We start from the raw sequence: 18,392 nt of genomic DNA, 5'->3' as shown, positions 1-18,392 counted from the left end.
GTCTCTTGCCACACCTCCAGGCAGCGCTGTTCCAGCCAGGCATTCATCGTGGCAAGGTCGGGAAAGCCCGGCATCCCCTGCAAGACCTGATGGCGGGAGTCCTGAACATTCTTCTCGACCTGTCCCTTCTCCCAACCCGCTGCCGGATTGCAAAACTCCGGCTCGAAGACATAGTGGTTGGCCATGGCGAGGAAGCGGAGGTTGACCTGCCGCTCCTTGCCACGGCCCACACGATCCACTGCCGTCTTCATGTTGTCGTAAATGCCGCGTTCAGGCACGCCGCCGAACACACGGAACGCGTGCCAGTGGGCATCGAACAGCATCTCGTGGGTCTGCAGGGGGTAGGCGCGCAACAGGAAGGCCCGGCTGTGCGACAGCTTGATATGCGCCATCTGAAGCTTGGTGCGCTCGTCGGTCAGATGCCCGTAGTCTTCGCTCCAGTCGAACTGGAAGGCCTCTCCCGGTCGGAAAGACAGCGGAACGAAGGTGCCGCGGCCCGTGGTCTGTTGCTCGCGCTGGCGATCTGTCCGCCAGTCCCGCGCAAAGGCCGCAACCCGGTTGTAGGAGCCGGTGAAGCCGAGCGCCACGAGATCGGCATGCATCTGCTTCAGCGTCCGCCGCTGCTTGCGCGACTTGCCGGCCTCCGTCTTCAACCAGCCGGCCAGCTTCTCGGCGAAAGGATCAAGCTTGCTTGGCCGATCCGGCGTGGCAAAGGACGGCTCGATCGCTCCTGAGTTCAGATACTTCTTGATCGTATTGCGCGACAGGCCGGTGCGACGCGCGATCTCGCGGATTGGCAACTTCTCCCGCAGCCGCAGCTTCCGGATCACGTTCAAAAGTCCCATGTGGATCACTCCGTAAACCCCCTCCGCTCTCCGCGTCGGGGAAGGGTCACATGGGTCAAATCTCAATGGAAATTATGAGCCTGCCTGGGTCACTTCTGGGTGGAAATCAACACCTTGGGCCTTCTCGGGAGCCACACCATCCTTTGACCTGGGTCAAGGTGCGAACCAGCCCGTTGGGGTCACCTGAACATCCTGATGAACCTGAAAGGAACACGCCATGACCGACATCCGCTTTGATTTCTCGGGCCGCACCGCGATCGTGACCGGCGCTGCCTCGGGGCTAGGGCGCGAGATTGCTCTGGAGCTTGGGGCCTCCGGCGCATTTGTCATCGTCAGCGACCTGAAGGACGAAGCCTGCCGTGCCGTGGTGGACGAAATTGCGGCAGCCGGGGGCAAGTCCAAGGCCTTTGCCGCCGATGTCACCGATGAGGACGCCATGCGCGAGATGGCGTCGTTCGCGGAAAAGGACTGCGGCGGGCTGCACATGGCGGTGAACAATGCAGGCATCGGTGGGCCGTCGATGCCGACTGGGGATTATCCGTCGCAGGACTGGCGCCGTGTGATCGACATCAACCTGAACGGGGTCTTCTACGGCATGCGGTGGCAGATCCCCGCCATGCTGCGCACGGGAGGCGGGTCCATCGTCAACATGTCCTCGATCCTGGGGTCGGTTGGTTTTGCCAATTCCGCGCCCTATGTCGCGGCCAAGCACGGGCTTCTGGGACTGACCAAGACCGCGGCTATGGAGTATGCGCAACAGGGCATCCGCGTGAATGCCGTGGGTCCGGCCTTCATCGACACGCCCTTGTTGTCGGCCAATCTGTCGCCCGAGGTCATGGAAGGCTTGGCGGCCCTGCATCCGATGGGTCGCATCGGCAAACCGGCCGAGGTGTCGGCCCTGACCTGCTTCCTGCTGTCGAACCGCGCCAGCTTCATCACCGGAAGCTATCACCTCGTGGATGGCGGCTATACCGCGCCGTAGTTGATCACCTCACAGGCAAGCACAATCTGTCCGACATGCGGCGGCTGACACCCAGGACGTCAGCGCCGCCATGCGTCATATTGCACTGTTTGCCAAACAACCTTCAGCCTTTGCAGATCGTCGAGGCAGTACGGGTGTTATGGTTAACTTCGTTGCGGGAAGATCGCGTTGATGAGCATAGTGCCAGAGGTGAATGTCAAAAGCCCATACACATGATCACTGATCCATGCCCTCAGTCACCTTGATGCCTCAGGAACGTGGGGGCGTATGGTGCACCTTTCTTTTGTCCGGGAAAGTTGGTCAGTGTCCGGGCGCAGCTTTGTCGCCCGGACCAATGAATGGCCTTACAGGTCTTCGCGCTCCTGGCCCGACCTACCTAATCCACAGGGGGTGTGGGCAAATCGGCCGGCGCCCAAATGCACCCAGTCCATTCCGACCGAAGCAGCAAGGTAGTCGTCGGATCCCGGCCATCTCAGTTCCGCCTGGTGGTAGCGCGGCAGCACCAGCCCCTTCATCAGGACCAGATACAGCAGGAAACCCAGCGGGAAGCCGATCACGAAGGCATAGACTGACCACCAGGCCGCGACTGTCCCTGCCACAATCCAGGCGGTCAGCCCGGCCGGATTGAAGCCACGGTGATAGCGATACTGCCCATGAGGATCGAACAGGGCGGGCACGTTCACGCGGCGCCGGCGGATCACATAATAATCGGCGACCATGATGCCGCCGATGGCCGACAGGAAGGCACCGTAATAGCCCAGGAACACGAACAGGTTGTCGAGGATCTGCCACGGAAAGCACAGCGTGCCCACCACGCCCGCAATGACCACGGACATGCGATAGTTGATGACGCGCGGGGCGAGGTTGATGAAAGTCAGCGCCGCCGGAATCAGGTTGGCCGAGTTGTTGGTGGACCATTGCGCCAGCACGACGAGGATCAGCAGGACCAGCAGTGCAATGCCCTGTGCGTCGCCCTGGATCACCTCGACCGGGTTCCAATTGCCGGTTGCGATGAAGGACACCGCGCCGATCCCGGCAATCATCCCTTGCGTCACCGGCAGCGCGATCAGTTGCGCCAGGAAGATCGCGCGGTTGCGCTGTACGAAGCTGCGCGTGCCGGTGCGGGTCTTCACGAAGCGGGTCAGGTTGGGGATGTCAATGGCCATCGTGGACCAGAAGCTCATGTTGGCGATGAACAGCACGATCAGGGATGCCTGCCCCTCGGCCCGGAAGGTCCAGATGTTGAGGCCCTTGGTTTCAGCTACGCCTTCCAGGGTGAAATACATCCAGACCGAGATCGCGATGATCGCGGGGGCGGCCAGCGACGCCAGCCTTTCGACCGACTTGATGCCCAGCATGGTGTTGGCGACCTGCACGGCGGCGAACAGCGCATACCACACGACCCAGTTCGAGAAGCCCAGGAAGTATTCGCCGATCCCGTTCAGCGCCAGGGCGCCCAGATAAGTCTGGATACCGAACCACATCGCCGCCACGATCCCGCGCGAGACGGCGGGCAGATGCGTGCCGTGGATGCCGAAGGGGGCGCGCAGGTAGACGGCGAACGACAATCCGTGTTCCGTTCCAATGTCTGCGGTCGCCAGCATCAGCGCGCCGATGGCGAGGTTTGCCAGCATGATCGTCAGCGCCACCGTGGCCAGATCGAAACCGCCCTGGATGCCGGTCGCGCCCAGAGAGTAGGTGGCAATGATGACCGCAATGCCTACCCAGATCCAGGCATAGCCCAGCATGCCGATTGGCCGCTGGCTCGCCCGCGTGGGCAGGATGCTTTCCTCGATCAGGGCGGTGCGATCCCGCCCGACGGATAGCCCGTCTTGTATTATTGTCATGATGCTTATCCCTGTGCGTTGGACACATGCAGCCGTCGCGCGATGGTTCATCCCACGCGGCCGTTATTGTTGGAACGAAAAAAGGGCCGCGTCGTGCGGCCCTTCCCTAGTTCAGCTGTGGCGCTGCATCGCGAAGCGCAGCTTTTCAGTGGCCGCCAGGTCCACCGTCTCGGTCTTGAGGTCGATGGCCACTCCATAGACCTCGCGGGCGTATTCGACCGAACAGAAACCGTCGAGGACATCCTCCAGCACCTTGCGGGGCGCGCGGTTCAGCGGGTTGCCGTAGCCGCCACCGTTGGGGCTGTAATAGGTCATCACGTCGTCGGCCTGTACCGCGAGGCCCGAGAACTTGGAGTACATCTCCGTCTCTTCGCCCGGCTTGGTAGAATTGCTGATCGTGCAGCGCCCGACGGCGCCGTTCTGCCCGCCGAAGATACCCCAGGGCGCGTCGGTATGGCGTTCGGATTCATGGGTGATGAAGGCCGGCGTCAGCACCCGCTGGGCCTTGACGACGCCGATGCCGCCCCGGAATTCGCCCGCGCCCGGAGGGGCGTCGTCGCGCAGCTCGTAGCGGTCGCAGATCATGGGGATGTGCATCGCCAGATCTTCCAAGGGATTGTTGCGGGTGTTGGCCATCAGGTTGTCGATGCTGTCCGGCCCGTCGCTGCGCGGCCGCCCGCCATAGGCACCCTCGTTCACCTCGAGGAAAACCCAGTAATCACCCGACGGCCGCACCCCCGAATAGGCCGCAAAGCTGATCGAGGCCGAGGAGCCCGCGATCACCTGTTCCGGCATCACCGGGGCCAGGGCGCGGATGATCAGGTCGATCATGCGGTTGCATTGGGTGAACCGGGCCTCGGCCGAGGCCGGCGCACGCGGATTGAAGATCGACCCCAAGGGCGCGGTGACCTTGATGGGACGGAACGAGCCTTCGTTCGACGGCACCCGCGTGTCCGAGGTCGCGGCGTCCAGCAGCAGCTTGCGGAACCCCGCATAGGCCGCGACCTTGGTGGACCCCTCGAAGGGCACGTTGTAGGCCGTGGGGGTCTGGTCGGCGGACCCGGTCAGATCCACCTCGATCTCGTCGCCTCGGACGCGGACCGTCACCTTGACCTTCAGCCGCTGGTCGCGGTTGCGGCCGTCGTCGTCCAGCCAACCCTCGGCGGTGTAGTCGCCATCGGGAATCTCGCTGATGCGCTGGCGGGTCATGCGTTCGGCATAATCCATCAGCTGGTTCGCCGCACCGAAGACGATGTCCTCGCCGTATTTCTCCAGCAACTCGACCATGCGGCGTGCACCCAGGCGGGCCGAGGCGATCTGCGCCTCGATATCCATCACCAGCTGTCCTGCCGCGCGGGAATTGCGGCGGATATAGTTCCACATGGCGTTGTTCGGTTCGCCCTTGCGATACAGCTTGGTGCCCGCAAACAGCATCCCCTCGGCATAGACGTCCGGCACGTCGATGATCAGGCCGGGCGTCGCCGCGCCGATATCGACATGGTGCGCGGTGTTCCCGGCAAAGCCGACCAGCCGGCCGTGAAAGAAGACCGGCACGACGATGGCCAGGTCGGGCGTGTGGGACGATCCGTGATAGGGATGGTTGTGGACGACCGCGTCGCCCTCATACCATTCGCCGTCCTCCAGCGTTTCCGCAATGCCGCGCAGATAGCCGGGGATGGACCCGATATGCATCGGCGTCGATTCGGATTCGCACAGCGTGTTGAAGTTCGTGTCGAACAGCCCCGCGCCCAGGTCCTGGCTTTCCCGGATGATCGAGGAAAAGGACATCCGGTAGAGGACATGACCCATTTCCTCGGCGATGGTCTCGAAGGCGCCGCGGATGACCTGCAGCGTGATCGGATCGACCTCGGTGATCTTTGCCATCTGGTTCATGTCAGGCCCCCTTGCTGATGCGCGTGTTGCCGAAGTCCAGCGTCTCGGCCACATAGCCGGGCGGAACCAGGGTGGTTGAGTTGTGCTGGACCAGGATTGCCGGGCCCGGTACGCGGTCGCCCGCATAGAGCTTGGTCCGGTCATAGCGCGGCGTCTCCAGCGTGCGGCCGCAGTCGAAGGTGGTCGGGCGCACGAACATCAGCGCCCGGTCGATCGAGGAGCCGTCGGTGAGCTGCACCTTCGGAATCTCGATCCGGCGCACGCTGGCCGAGCCGATGACCCGCAGCGTAATCAGTTCGACCTCGGCCGCGCGATAGGCATAGCCGTAGTCCTGTTCATGCGCGTCATGGAAGCTGTCGATGATGAGTTGCTTGCTCTCCTGCGTCAGCGGCCCGTCCGGGACATCCGCGCGCAGTTCGAACCCCTGCCCCTGATAACGGCATTCGGCAATGATCTTCAGCTGCTGGGCATCGCGGGCGACCCCGTCGGCATCCAGTTCCTCGTGCACCGCCCGGCACAGCTTGTCGATGTGGCCGTTGATACGCGCAAGGTCGGCATCCGTGGCGGTGTTGAGGATCAGGATCCCTGCTTCGGTATGTTCGTATTGCAGGTCGGTCTTCAGCAGGCCCACGGCGGCCGTGATGCCCGGCGCCACCGGCACGATCACGTCGCGCGCCGACATCGCCTCGGCCAGGGCCACGCCATGCAGCGGGCCCGCGCCGCCGAACGGCATGATCGAGAATTCCCGCGGGTCGATCCCCCGCGCGACCGAGTTTGACCGGATCGCCAGCGCCATGTTGTTGTTGATGATCTTGATGATCCCAAGGGCCGCATCCTTCACGGACATGCCCAGCGGTTTGGCGATCTTGTCCTCGACCGCCTTGCGTGCCAGGTCGGCGTTCAGCTGCAGATCCCCGCCAAGCGCCATATCGGGATCCAGGCGCCCCAACACGATCTGCGCGTCGGTCACCGTCGGCTCTTCGCCGCCGCGGCCATAGCAGGCGGGACCCGGCTCCGATCCGGCAGACCGGGGACCGACGTTGAAGGCGCCGGCCTCGTCGATGAAGGCGACCGACCCGCCGCCCGCGCCAATGGTGACAAGGTCGATCATCGGCGTCAGCACCGGATAGCCCGACACATAGGTGTCACGCTGGTTCATGATCTTCAGCTGACCGCCGGGGATCGTCGAGATGTCGGCCGAGGTGCCGCCGATATCGACGGTGATGATGTTGGGTGTGCCTGCCATTTCACCTTCCGAGGCGCCGCCGATGACGCCGCCGGCGGGGCCGGACATCAGGATGCGGATCGGGCGGCGGGCGCAGCTGTCGACCGTGGAGACGCCGCCGTTCGACTGCATGATCCGCAGCTTGGACGTGACCCCGGCCTCGCGCAGGCGGGCATCGAGGTCGCGCAGGTAATAGGCGGTCTTGGGCCCGACATAGCAATTCATCGCTGCGGTCGAGAATCGTTCGTATTCCCGCATCACCCGCGCCAGTTCCGAGGACATGGTGACATAGGCGCCGGGGATTTCCTCCAGCACGATCTCCTTCGCGCGGGCCTCGTGCGCGTCGTTGAGAAAGCTGAACATGAAGCCGATCACGACCGAACTGATGCCGCGCTTGCGGAACAGCGCGCAGGCCTCGCGCACGGCCTGTTCGTCCAGCGGCTCGGCGATCTCGCCGGTCGGCGGCAGGATGCGCTCGCGCACGGCGATGCGGTTGCGGCGCTTGACCAGCGGCTGGCTCTGCCAGGGCACGTCGAAATGCAGGCTGAAGTTGTAGGGCCGCTTGTGCCGGCCGATATGCAGGATATCGCGGAAGCCATGCGTGGTGATCATCCCGCATTCCGCGCCGTTGTGTTCGATGGTGATGTTGGTCGCGGTGGTCGTGCCGTGAACGATCATCTCGACCTCGGCCGGGTCGATCCCGGCCTTTGTGCAGATTCCCTGCACGCCCTGGACCACCCCGATCGACTGGTTCTTCAGCGTGGTCGGAACCTTATGGTAAAAGACACCCTTCGTGCATTCGAGAACGAGATCGGTGTTGGTCCCGCCCACATCGACGCCTATCCTGGCCATGTGACACCTTCTGCTGGTTTGCCGCGCCGGTCTCTTGCGGCGCTGAAAAGACGCCGGCCACGAGGGCCGGCGCAGGGGGGAGTTCTCTATTCCGCGGCGATCTTTTGCGCGCCGAGGCTGTCGATGTAGGCGACGCATTCATCAACGGTGTGAACGTCGCCGAACTTGGCGTCGATGTCGAAGAGGTTCCAGGCCACCGCGCCCGGCACCCGGTCGCCGATCGCCTCCTTGACCGCGATGGTGCGGAAGCCGTCGGCGATGCCGTCGCAGATCGTCTGGCGCACGCAGGCGCAGGCGGTCACGCCCGTCACCAGGATGGTGTCCACCCCGTTGGCCCGCAGGATGCCCGCCAGTTCGGTGCCGTGGAAGGACGAGGCGCGCTTTTTCAGCAGCGTGTATTCGCCCTCCACCGGAGCGATGCGGCTGTCGATGGCCCAGAGGTCCTTGTTCTTCAGATCCACCACGTCGACGGGGATCTTGTTGTGCCACAGGCCCATGTCGGTGAAATCGGCATTGCGGTCGGTGATCTCGTAGGCGGTGGTGACGTGGACCACGGGCAGGTTCGCAGCGCGGAAGGCCTTCAGCAGCTTCTGCATGCCCGGAATGATCTCGTTGTCCATCTTCTCTTGGTCGCAGGTGAAGGGGTTGCCGGGCCGGGTCCAGGCATTGGCCAGGTCCACGCTGACCAGGGCCGGACGCTTGCCAAAGCCGACGCGCCGCTGAAAGCCGCGCTCCTTGTACAGCTTGCTGGCGGTGTCGAAAGCTTCCTGCAGCAGGCGATCCAGTTCCTTGGTGTCCACTTCGCTCATCGTCGTCATCCTTGTTTTGGTGAGTCGGGTGCATGGCTGCGCCCTTGTGTACGAGCCGTCTTCAATCCCCGTGTCGGCTGATGAACCGCTGCTCTGATTGCCATATTCAGCGCTCCCTTGACCCAACGGAAATGGCGTGTCAGCAATTATTCATGCACGGTACGCATCAATCAGGAGGTGCCATTTCGTGAGCGATTATCCAGGCATCGATAATGTGCATTCCTTCGTCATTCTTGCTGAGGAATTGAGCTTCCGCCGCGCGGCGGAACGACTTCATCTGGATCAGTCGGCGCTCAGCCGTCGCATCCAGAAGCTGGAGGGATCGCTGGGATTTCGGCTGCTGGAGCGCACCACGCGCGAGGTCAGGCTGACCCAGGCCGGGCGCAGTTTCTATGAAGACAATGCCCACCTGCTGCGCGCCTACGAATCGTCAGTCCAGCTGGCACGGCGCATCGCCGCGGGCAAGCTGGGCGCGCTCAACGTCGGCTACATGGCCTTTGCGGCAACGGAACTGATGCCCGCGGCGGTCGCCCGGTTCCGCCAGGCCCATCCCGACGTAGACCTGAAAATCCGCTATATCCGAACGCAAGGACAAAAGATCGCCCTGGCAAATGACGAGATCGACCTGGGCTACATGATCGGCCCCTTTGATCATTCAGATTACCACAGCCTGACGCTGTCGATCGAACCGCTCTATGTAGTGACACCGCGCAACCACGCGCTGCTTCGCCTGACGGTCGTAACGCCCGCCGATCTGGCCGACCAGGAGATCATCCTGGGCGATACACAGGAATGGGAGGAATATCGCTGGCGGCTGAACAACCTGTTCAGCGCCGAGGGAATATCGCTGAACATCACTATCGAGGCCTCCAACACCCTGGCCCTTCTGGGCCTTGTGGCAGCGGGTCTGGGTGTGACCCTCTATCCGGAAAGCCTTATCGGGTTCCTGGGCCGTAATGTCGAAGTACGCCCCATCATGCATCCGCTGTTTCGCATCCACACCGTTCTTGCATGGAAAAGATCGAACCGGTCGCGCCAGGTTCGTGATTTCGTCAAGGTCGCCAGGTTGACCGGAGTTCCGTAAATGACGCCCACCCTCTGGCGCCATGACCGCAACGCCTGATCCCAGTCTCGCTCGGACGACCTCACGTCGCTCCTGACGCTTGTCCGACATGCGATCGAAGGCTGCCAATCTCCCTGGCAGCCTCTCTTTACAAGCGAGAAACGCACGAGGGCAGCTCACGAAGCATCAGCCGGTAGCGCGTGCCCGTGCTTTCGCCGTATCAGACTCGCCCTTGTAAAGTGCCTCTTCCGCCTCCGGCGTGATGCCGTTCCGGCGCTGCCACGAAGAAGGGCATGGTAAATACGGTGCAGAGGCTGTGTCCCATGTGGTAGTGTAGGAGGCCGCGCGCGGAGCCGCGAGCCGCGCGGCCGTAGGTAACGCTGGCGGTCATCGCCGATCTTCGGAGTAGGTTTGGGTTGCAAGACCTGAAACCTGGAATGGAGACGACGATGACCAATGACAGAATGGCGCTTATCGAGCTGGTTGAGAAGCAGGCTGATGGCGATCTCGTGCGCGAGATGCTGGCCTTTGCGGCCGAGCGGATCATGGAAGCCGAAGTTGAGGCGCGGACCGGGGCTGCCAAGGGGGCGCGAACGGCCCTGCGGGAGGTTCAGCGCAACGGATACCGTGACCGCGATTGGGACACCCGTGCCGGGCGGATCACGCTGGAGATCCCGAAGCTCCGGAAGGGCAGCTATTTTCCCAGCTTTCTGGAACCGCGCCGCACAGCCGAGAAGGCCTTGGTGCGGTCATCCAAGAGGCTTATGTTCACGGTGTCTCAACCCGCTCGGTCGACGACCTGGTCAAGGCGATGGGCGCGGGCGGCATGTCCAAGAGCCAGGTCAGTCGCCTGTGCGCCGAGATCGACGAGCGGGTGAACGCCTTCTTACGTCGGTCGCTGGAAGGCGAGTGGCCCTACCTGTGGCTCGACGCGACCTATCTGAAGGTGCGCGATGGCGGGCGAATTGTGACCCGCCCATGACGTTCTGGAGATCGACGGCGACAAGGTCTGGAAGTCGGCGCCCATTGCCCTGGACCTGAACGGCATTGCCAAGGGATATGGCGTGGACTGTCTTGCCCAAGTGCTGGTTGACCACGGGATTGCCGCTGGCCTGGTGGGCATTGACGGAGAGATGCGTGCCCTTGGCCTGCGGCCGGACGGAACGGCATGGGGCATCGCGATCGAGGCACCTGATCCCGATCGCCGCACTCCACACTCCGTCCTTATGCTGCAGGACGCGGCGGTGGCGACCTCGGGCGACTATCGCCATTGGGTCACGGTGCAGGGCTGCCGCCTGTCCCATACCATGGACCCGTAGAAAGGCGCGCCGCTTGCCGCGTCTCCCGCATCGGTGACCGTGGTCGCAGCAACCTGCGCCGAGGCCGATGCTTGGGCCACCGCGCTGATGGTCGCAGGCCCCTCGGCGGGGGCCGAGCTTGTGGCCAGATATGACCTCGACGCGCATTTTCTTCTGCGCGATGGTGTCGGGGGCTTGCAGACGCGAGCCATCGGGCGCCTCTTTGGAGGCGAGGCTGCGGCAGCGGCTGAGGGACAGGCGTGACCGACAAGCGGACAGATCAGTTGAAGACGGGCCTGCTGGGCGTTGCCCTTGCGGGGCTGGTGGCGGGTCTTGCCTTGCACCTTGTCGGCCGTGCCGATCTTGCGGGCCTGGCCTGGGCTGCGGGCGTGCTGCCGGTTCTGGCCGCCCTGCTGGCCGAGATCTTGCGCAGCCTGTCACGGGGCGAGGTCGGCCTCGACATCGTGGCAGCGCTGTCGATGTCCACGGCCTTGGCCTTTGGCGAGACCCTGGCCGCCGCCGTCGTGGCGGTGATGTATTCCGGCGGCACCTTCCTGGAAAGCTTTGCCGAAGGCCGCGCCCGGCGCGAGATGCGCGACCTGCTGTCCCGCGTGCCCCGCACCGCCACCCGCCACCGCAATGGCGGGCTGGAGGACGTGGCCTTGGACGACATCCGCCCCGGCGACCGCCTGCTGATCCGCCAGGGTGACGTGGTGCCGGTGGACGGTCTGGTCGCCTCGGCCACGGCCTTCCTGGATACGTCGGCGCTGACGGGCGAGTCCCTGCCCGTCCGCCTTGAGGAAGGCGCCGAAGCGATGAGCGGATCCACCAACGCGGGCGATGCCTTTGACCTGATCGCCACGCACGAGGCCCGAGACAGCACCTATGCCGGTATCGTCCGCCTGGTCGAGCAGGCGCAGCGGTCCCGCGCCCCCATGGCCCGGCTGGCCGATCGCTGGTCGCTGGGCTTTCTGGCCGTGACGCTTCTGATCGCCGGGGCGGCCTGGTGGTTCACCGGCGATCCGATCCGCGCAGTCGCCGTGCTGGTGGTTGCCACCCCCTGCCCGCTCATTCTAGCCGTGCCCGTGGCCCTGGTTGCGGGTCTGTCGCGGGCTGCCCATTTCGGCGTGCTGGTCAAGGGCGCCAAGCCCTTGGAGGCGATGGCCCGCATCCGCACACTGATCCTCGACAAGACCGGCACGCTGACCGACGGTTGCCCCCGGATCGTAAGCATCGACAGCGCCGACGGCATGGCGCCCGACGAAATCCTGCGCCTCGCGGCAGCAGCAGATCAGGCAACCAAGCACCCAGTGGCGCAGGCCATCGTCGCGACCGCCAAGGCCCGCGGCATGACGCTGCCCGCTCCCCACGACACGGTCGAAATCCCTGGCGAGGGCGTCGTTGCCGTCGTCGAAGGGCGGAAGGTCGTCGTCGGAGGCTACGGCTTCGTCGTCGGGCGCGTGGATCACGCGGATGACCATCCGGACCTGGCCGCCGGATCGGTCATGGTGGCGGTCGGGGTGGATGACCGGATGGCGGGCCATCTCGTGATGTCCGATCCCCTGCGGGACGGCGCGGGCGACATGCTGTCGGGCCTGCGTCGTCAAGGGATCGAACGGATCCTGCTGGCCACAGGCGACCGGGTCGAGGTTGCCCGCCGCGTGACCGAGGGCCTGGGCCTCGACGGAATCCGCGCCGGCCTCACGCCGGACGAGAAGGTCCTTCTGGTCCTGACCGAACACAAGCACGGCCCGGTGATGATGGTCGGCGACGGCGTCAACGACGCCCCGGCCCTGGCCGCGGCCGACGTGGGCGTGGCCATGGGCGCGCGCGGCGCCGCCGCCAGTGCCGAGGCCGCCGACGTGGTGCTGCTGGTGGACCGGCTGGACCGCATCGGCCCTGGGATCGAGATCGCCCGCCGCTCGCGCCGCATTGCGCTTGAAAGCGTTGTGGCGGGCATCGGCCTGTCGGCCTTGGGCATGATCGTCGCCGCTTTGGGCTACCTGACTCCCGTGCAAGGCGCCCTGATCCAGGAGGGGATCGACGTGGCGGTCATCCTCAACGCCTTGCGCGCCCTGCGCATCCAACCCGCCCAAGCCCGCACGGCCCCCTGGGCCAATGAACCTCACCAGGAAGGAGCCCCTGCATGAGCCGTCTGTCGCATTCGGAAATCCACATGGTTCATCGCATCGGCTGGCTGCGTGCGGCGGTGCTGGGGGCCAATGACGGGATCCTCTCCACCTCCAGCCTGCTGGTGGGTGTGGCCGCTTCCGGGACCGGACGGACCGAGGTTCTGGTTGCGGGGCTTGCCGGACTGGTCGCAGGCGCCATGTCGATGGCGGCAGGCGAATATGTCTCGGTCAGTTCGCAAACCGATGCCGAGAACGCCGATCTCGCCAAGGAGCGCAAGGAACTGGCCGAGATGCCCGAGGCGGAGCTTGAGGAACTGACCCGGATCTATCAGGAGCGCGGTCTGACGCGCGATCTGGCGCAGCAGGTGGCGGTGCAACTGACAGCACAGGATGCGCTCGGCGCCCATGCCCGTGATGAGTTGGGGATCTCCGAGACGGTGACCTCTCGTCCGGTGCAGGCGGCGGTCGTCTCGGCCCTGACCTTCGCGGCAGGCGCGGTCGTGCCGCTGATCGTGGCGCTGCTGGCCCCACCCGCGCAGATCGTCGTGTTCGTGGTCGTCGCGACGTTGCTGGCGCTTGCCGTGCTGGGTGGCTTGGGCGCCTCCGCAGGCGGCGCCGGTATTCTTCGCGGCGCATTGCGGGTGACGCTGTGGGGCGTCCTCGCCATGGGGGCGACGGCCATCGTGGGAACGCTGTTTGGCGTTACGGTTGGGTAACGCACGGGCTCCAATAACGTGACGGCTGCACCCGACCTGTAAGCTGGGCGCAAGGTTGCCATGCCAGTCCCGCCAAAAGAGACAACGAACGGCATGGCACATGATGGCGCAGACGGTCTGGATCGGCATCGGCTTTCTGGGGCAGGCGCTGTTCAGCGCGCGTTTCATCATTCAGTGGCTGGCCAGCGAGCGGTCGCGTCAAAGCGTCGTGCCATTGGCTTTCTGGTGGTTCTCGCTGGCCGGTGGAGCGACCCTTCTCAGCTATGCGCTTTGGCGGGGTGATCCCGTCTTCGTGCTGGGACAGGGGCTGGGCCTTGTCGTCTATCTGCGCAACCTGGTGCTGATCCGGCGGCATCGCTTGGCTGCCGCCGCATGAGATCCGTCCTTTCGGCCGCGATGCTGTTCGCGCTGACAGCCCTTACCCTGATCCTGCTGCGGCCCCTGATGCCCGTCGACGAGACCCGCTATCTTGCCGCCGCTTGGGAGATGCGGGTCGGCGGCTCGGCTTGGGTGCCCCATCTGAACGGCGCGCTTTACGGGCACAAGCCGCCATTGCTGTTCTGGCTGATCAATCTGGCCTGGGCCCTGGGCGGCATTGCCGAGTTTCCAGCGCGGCTGATCGGACCGGGTTTTGCCGCTGCCTCGGTCGCGCTGACGGGGCTGCTTGCGCAACGGCTTTGGCCGAACCAGCCCGAACGACCCGGGGCGGCGGCGTTGATCCTTGCCGTCTCTCCCGTCTGGGTGCTGTTCGGCTCGACCACGATGTTCGACGCGATGCTGACCTGCGCCGCGTTGCTGGCCATGCTGGCCCTGTGGTCGGCGGCGCAGCGGCCCCGCCGCGCGGCTTGGGTGGCGCTTGGCGCAGCGGTGGCCTTTGGCGTCTATGCCAAGGGGCCGGTGATCCTGCTGCACGTGCTGCCCGCGGCGTTGACCATGCCACTCTGGGCCGGTCCAGCGCGTTCATCCGGGCTTGTCTGGGCCAGGGGCCTCGGGCTGGCGCTGCTGGTGGCGCTTCTGCTGGTGGGGCTGTGGCTTATCCCTGCGCTGATCCTGGGAGGCGCGGAATACCGGACCGAGGTCCTTTGGCGCCAGAGCGGCGGGCGCATGGTCGCCGCGTTCGCACACCAGAAACCTTGGTGGTTCTTCCTGGCGCTGCTGCCGCTGATGATCTGGCCCTTCGGCTGGTCCCAATCAGGCCTTGCCATGCTGACGCCACGCCGTCTGCTTGCCGATCCGGGGACACGGTTTACAGCCTTCTGGGCGGGCGGCGCCTTGGCGGCCTTCTCGCTCATCAGCGGCAAGCAGGCGCATTATCTGCTGCCCGAGATGCCGGCGTTGGCGCTCCTGCTGGCGGGCAGGCTTCCCACGCGCAAATGGCGACGGCGCGATCTTTGGCTGGCGCTGCCGCTGCTTGCCGCGCTTGCGGCCTTCAGTGCCGCCGCAGCCGGGCTGATCCCTGCGTTGAGGAAGCTGCACGACCCTCTACCCTGGTGGTCCCTGGCCCTGGGCACCGCTTGCCTGCTTGTTGGCATTGTGGGCTTCCTGCGGCTGCGGTCGGCGCCCGTTGCCCTGGCCGCGCTGCCCCTGGCGCTAATGGTCGGGCTCCACCTGGCGCTGAGCCCGCTTTTGTTTGCGTGCTACAACATGACGGCGCTTGGCCGCACAGTTTCCCCCTTTGATCGTGCGGGCATTGCCGTCACCGACGGCACCTATCACGCCCAGCTGAACTTCGCGGGCCGGCTGCGCCATCCCGTGGCCCGGCTGGCAGGTCCCGAAGCCGTCGCAGCCTGGCGGCAAGCCCATCCCGACGGGCTGCTTCTGGATCAGAGCGGCCTGTCGATTTCCGGCATGACCCCCTTTGCCGCGCTACCCTATCGCGGCGGCACATACACCCTTTACCATTCACAAGAGGTCGCGCCATGACGCCCCACGTTTCCGTTGTGCTTCCGGCCAAGGACGAGGCTGGCAACATTGTCCCACTTTTGTGCGGCATCGCGGCCGTTCTGCAAGATCACCCGCACGAGATCATCGTGGTGGACGACGCCTCGACCGACAGGACGCGGCAAGAACTGGCGACGTTGCAGACCTCCTTGCTACAGCTGCGGGTGATCTGCCACGACCGGTCCTGCGGGCAGTCCGCCGCGATCCGCAGCGGCGTGTTGGCCGCCCGGGGCGAACTGATCGCCACGCTGGACGCCGACGGCCAGAACCCGCCTGAGAACCTGCTCGCCCTTCTGGCCCCCTTCCAGCAGGGCGTTCCCTTGCTGGGCCTTGTGCAGGGCCAGCGGGTCGGGCGGCGCGACCGCTGGACGCGGCGCCTGGCCTCGCGTCTGGCAAACCGGATCCGTGCGAGGCTTCTGCGTGACGGAGTGCAGGACAGCGGCTGCGGGCTCAAGGCGTTCCCGCGTGAAGTTTATCTGGCCCTGCCCTTCTTCGACCACATTCACCGCTTCATGCCCGCCATGATCGCGCGCGAAGGGCTAAAGGTCATCACCCTCCCCGTCACCCACGCCCCTCGCGCCTTCGGCCGGTCGAAATACGGCAATCTGCAACGCGCCCTAGTCGGCATCGTGGACCTGCTGGGGGTAGCCTGGCTGATCCGCCGCCGTCGCCTGCCGCAAGCGCAAGAGGTGCCGCGCGCGGCCCAAGACATGCGGGGTGCGGCATGACCGTCCTGATCACCGGTGCCGCGGGTTTTATCGGCTTTCACCTGGCCCGACGCCTGCTGTCCGACGGCGCCAGCGTGATTGGCTTGGACGACCACAATCCCTATTACGATCCTGCCCTGAAAACCGCCCGCGAGGGGCAATTGGCCGCCCACCCCCACTACCTTTCCTTGCGCGGCGGGGTCGAAACTCCGGGCTTGCTGGCAGGGATCATGGCCAGGCACCGCCCGCACATCGTGGTTCATCTGGCAGCCCAGGCCGGTGTGCGCCATTCGATCGAGGCGCCGGGCAGCTATGCTTCGGCCAACCTCGCCGGCACATTCCAAGTCCTGGAAGCGGTGCGGGCTTTTCCGCCCGATCATCTGCTGATGGCTTCCAGCAGTTCGGTCTATGGCGGCAGCGACCGGATGCCCTATCGCGAAACAGACCGCACAGACCAGCCGCTGTCCTTCTATGCCGCGACCAAGAAGGCGTCCGAGGCGATGGCTCATTCCTATGCGGCGCTCTATGGCCTGCCGATCACGATGCTGCGCTTCTTCACCGTCTACGGCCCTTGGGGGCGGCCCGACATGGCACCCTTCCTGTTCACCTCGGCCCTGTTCGAGGATCGGCCGATCCAGCTCTTCAACCACGGCCAGCTGATGCGCGATTTCACCTATATCGACGATCTGGTCGCGGCGATCCGCGCGCTGATGGACGTAGTCCCGCGTCATCCCGCCACCTGCGTGGAGGGCGACAGCCTGTCAACCGTGGCGCCATTCCGCGTCGTAAATATCGGCAACGGCAGGCCGATCCCGCTGATGGATTTCATCAGGGCAGTTGAAGACGCCACCGGGCGCAGGGGACGATTGCAGCTGATGCCGATGCAGCCCGGTGATGTCGAGGCAACCTGGGCGGACACCACGCTTTTGCAGCGATTGATCGGACCGCGTCAGCAAACGCCTATGTCCCTGGCGCTGCAGCGCTATGTCGATTGGTTTGCCAGCTACTATCGGACAGCAATTCCCGAAGTGCAGGATAAACAAGTTCTGCTGCAACATTAGGCCTGCCCCTGCAAGGTTTCCGCAAGCTTGGCCTGCTTGAAGGGTGCCATTGAAACACTGTCGATGGAGACCTTATCATGCGCTTCACCCTGATCCCCGCCGTCACTCTGATGATCGCCTCTGCCCTGCCCGCCCTGGCCGAGGACCGCTGCACCGTGCCGGAAGCGGACTGGCGTCCGGTCGAGGAACTGAAGGCCGACCTGACCGCCAAGGGCTGGACCATCAGCAACGTCAAGACCGAGGACGGTTGCTACGAAGTCTATGGCAAGGACGAGAAAGGCGAAAAGGTTGAGATCTTCTTTGACCCTGCCACCTTCGAGGCCAAGGGTTCCGATGACTGACACGGTCCGGGTCTGGGACGGCTTCGTGCGGCTGTTCCACTGGTCGCTGGTCGCACTGATCGCCGGAACCTGGCTGACCGCCGACGGCCCGAAGCTGTGGCACGAACGGATGGGATATGCCATCGCTGGCCTGATCGCGGCGCGGCTGGTCTGGGGATTCGTCGGCCCCCGCCATGCCCGCTTTGGCGACTTCGTGCGGGGACCGCGCGCGGTCCTGACCTATCTGAAGGCGCTGCGCGGCGGCCAAGAGCCGCGGTATCTGGGCCACAACCCGGCCGGCGGGGCGATGATCGTGGCGCTGCTGCTGGCCGTGTCCGGGACTGCCCTGACCGGCTGGCTTCAGACCACCGATGCCTTCTGGGGGTCGGAGGTGATGGAGGAAGTGCATGAGTTCCTGGCGACGCTGATCCTGATCTTAGCTGGGCTGCATGTGGCGGGCGTGGTGGTGGAAAGCCTGCGCCATCGAGAGAACCTCGTCCTGTCGATGCTGACCGGCACCAAGCGGCCGCTGGCCGCCAAGGACCGCCCCTGACAGCCGCACCTATCAAGCCGCCGGGGCCTTTGGTCCGAGCTATGCGAGAGTTTGGGTGACGCGGCCTAATCAAGCGGCGCGATTTTCGGCGACGCTCGCGGCGACACCGTCGGTGAATGTGACGCCTTCGATGACCAAAGGCAACTGG

The 18,392-nt window shown here is 64.9% G+C and carries 15 protein-coding genes and 2 pseudogenes; 12 read left to right on the top strand and 5 right to left on the bottom strand.

The window, feature by feature from the left end; all coding sequences use genetic code 11:
• The coding region (gene istA, locus ACFOM8_RS20480; RefSeq protein ID WP_377764175.1) for an IS21 family transposase at positions 1–845 on the bottom strand (845 nt) is incomplete at its 3' end.
• 217 nt (positions 846–1,062) lie between these two features.
• Between istA and ACFOM8_RS20475 the strand changes: the two genes are divergently transcribed.
• Positions 1,063–1,827, top strand: coding sequence for an SDR family NAD(P)-dependent oxidoreductase (locus ACFOM8_RS20475; RefSeq protein WP_377764174.1), 765 nt, complete (start codon positions 1,063–1,065; stop codon positions 1,825–1,827).
• Positions 1,828–2,171: 344 nt separating this feature from the next.
• On the opposite strand, the gene ACFOM8_RS20470 is transcribed toward ACFOM8_RS20475, so the two are convergent.
• The 4 genes from ACFOM8_RS20470 to ACFOM8_RS20455 all read right to left on the bottom strand — a co-directional run bounded on the left by ACFOM8_RS20470 (position 2,172) and on the right by ACFOM8_RS20455 (position 8,453).
• Positions 2,172–3,674, bottom strand: a complete 1,503-nt coding sequence (locus ACFOM8_RS20470) for an NCS1 family transporter (protein ID WP_377764172.1) — start codon at positions 3,672–3,674, stop codon at positions 2,172–2,174.
• A gap of 111 nt (positions 3,675–3,785) precedes the next feature.
• Positions 3,786–5,567 (bottom strand): hydantoinase B/oxoprolinase family protein, encoded by a 1,782-nt coding sequence (locus ACFOM8_RS20465; RefSeq protein ID WP_377764171.1) that lies wholly within the window; start codon positions 5,565–5,567, stop codon positions 3,786–3,788.
• 1 nt (position 5,568) lies between these two features.
• Complete coding sequence (locus ACFOM8_RS20460; RefSeq protein WP_377764169.1) at positions 5,569–7,644, bottom strand: hydantoinase/oxoprolinase family protein; 2,076 nt, start codon at positions 7,642–7,644, stop codon at positions 5,569–5,571.
• 86 nt (positions 7,645–7,730) lie between these two features.
• The gene (locus tag ACFOM8_RS20455) at positions 7,731–8,453 is read right to left on the bottom strand and encodes an isochorismatase family protein (RefSeq protein WP_377764167.1); all 723 of its coding nucleotides are present in this window, start codon (positions 8,451–8,453) and stop codon (positions 7,731–7,733) included.
• A 187-nt stretch (positions 8,454–8,640) separates the two neighbouring features.
• On the opposite strand from ACFOM8_RS20455, the gene ACFOM8_RS20450 reads away from it, so the two are divergent.
• From ACFOM8_RS20450 to ACFOM8_RS20400, 11 genes and pseudogenes are all read left to right on the top strand, one after another.
• Positions 8,641–9,537: a LysR family transcriptional regulator gene (locus ACFOM8_RS20450; protein WP_377764166.1), complete on the top strand. Its 897-nt coding sequence runs from the start codon at positions 8,641–8,643 to the stop codon at positions 9,535–9,537.
• Between the two features lie 428 nt (positions 9,538–9,965).
• Positions 9,966–10,489 (top strand): annotated as a pseudogene (locus tag ACFOM8_RS20445) (transposase); the annotation flags it as partial.
• A pseudogene (locus tag ACFOM8_RS20440) lies at positions 10,488–11,078 on the top strand (FAD:protein FMN transferase); the annotation flags it as partial. The pseudogenes ACFOM8_RS20445 and ACFOM8_RS20440, both read left to right, overlap by 2 nt.
• A complete protein-coding gene (locus tag ACFOM8_RS20435) occupies positions 11,075–12,964 on the top strand; it encodes a heavy metal translocating P-type ATPase (protein ID WP_377764165.1) in 1,890 nt (629 codons plus the stop codon). The pseudogene ACFOM8_RS20440 and the gene ACFOM8_RS20435, both read left to right, overlap by 4 nt.
• On the top strand, positions 12,961–13,662 hold the full coding sequence (locus tag ACFOM8_RS20430; protein WP_377764163.1) for a VIT1/CCC1 transporter family protein: 702 nt from the start codon (positions 12,961–12,963) through the stop codon (positions 13,660–13,662). Before ACFOM8_RS20435 ends, ACFOM8_RS20430 begins: the two co-directional genes overlap by 4 nt.
• A 100-nt stretch (positions 13,663–13,762) precedes the next feature.
• Entirely contained in the window at positions 13,763–14,038 is a 276-nt protein-coding gene (locus tag ACFOM8_RS20425) for a lipid-A-disaccharide synthase N-terminal domain-containing protein (RefSeq protein WP_377764162.1), read from the top strand.
• Entirely contained in the window at positions 14,035–15,585 is a 1,551-nt protein-coding gene (locus ACFOM8_RS20420; RefSeq protein WP_377764160.1) for an ArnT family glycosyltransferase, read from the top strand. Before ACFOM8_RS20425 ends, ACFOM8_RS20420 begins: the two co-directional genes overlap by 4 nt.
• A complete protein-coding gene (locus ACFOM8_RS20415; RefSeq protein ID WP_377764159.1) occupies positions 15,582–16,331 on the top strand; it encodes a glycosyltransferase family 2 protein in 750 nt (249 codons plus the stop codon). The genes ACFOM8_RS20420 and ACFOM8_RS20415 overlap by 4 nt, the downstream gene beginning before the upstream one ends.
• Entirely contained in the window at positions 16,328–17,371 is a 1,044-nt protein-coding gene (locus ACFOM8_RS20410) for an NAD-dependent epimerase/dehydratase family protein (RefSeq protein WP_377764158.1), read from the top strand. Before ACFOM8_RS20415 ends, ACFOM8_RS20410 begins: the two co-directional genes overlap by 4 nt.
• Before the next feature lie 77 nt (positions 17,372–17,448).
• Positions 17,449–17,712 carry a PepSY domain-containing protein gene (locus tag ACFOM8_RS20405; RefSeq protein ID WP_377764156.1) on the top strand — a complete coding sequence of 88 codons (264 nt, stop codon included), beginning with the start codon at positions 17,449–17,451 and terminating at the stop codon, positions 17,710–17,712.
• On the top strand, positions 17,705–18,244 hold the full coding sequence (locus ACFOM8_RS20400; protein WP_377764154.1) for a cytochrome b/b6 domain-containing protein: 540 nt from the start codon (positions 17,705–17,707) through the stop codon (positions 18,242–18,244). Before ACFOM8_RS20405 ends, ACFOM8_RS20400 begins: the two co-directional genes overlap by 8 nt.
• Positions 18,245–18,392 lie beyond the last annotated feature (148 nt).

This window comes from Paracoccus angustae (genome assembly GCF_042648745.1).
Taxonomy (GTDB): Bacteria; Pseudomonadota; Alphaproteobacteria; order Rhodobacterales; family Rhodobacteraceae; genus Paracoccus; species Paracoccus angustae.
The sequence above is the reverse complement of the archived record's forward strand: the minus strand, read 5'-3'. Positions and strand labels throughout refer to the sequence as shown.